The 258-nt window shown below is 29.8% G+C and carries 1 protein-coding gene; it reads right to left on the bottom strand.

Going from position 1 to position 258, the window contains the following annotated elements; translation table 11 throughout:
* Positions 1-258 (bottom strand): hypothetical protein (locus SB689_RS23520; RefSeq protein WP_410694461.1); only part of this gene is annotated, 258 nt, incomplete at both ends.

Genomic DNA, 258 nt, shown 5'->3' with positions numbered 1-258 from the left:
ATGATTGTAAGTATCTTTTAAAATAACTTTATTTACTTTATAAGGATCATTCATAGTACCTTCCATCGGAGATTCATATACATTATCAAACTCTATTTTTCCATATCCCGGAGAAGTAATGGTCTGTAGCTTGCAGGTTTCATATAAGAGAGTAGACCCATTACTCGTGTATTTTATATCTTTCTGATAAGAAAAATTGGCCAGTTCAATATTGTTGGCATCTTTTATTTGTGTTAAATAGAAAGCCGTTTTATAAAT

Origin of the sequence: Chryseobacterium sp. SIMBA_038, assembly GCF_046535115.1 — a bacterium.
Classification (GTDB): Bacteria; Bacteroidota; Bacteroidia; order Flavobacteriales; family Weeksellaceae; genus Chryseobacterium.
This window is presented reverse-complemented; position numbering and strand designations above follow the sequence as displayed.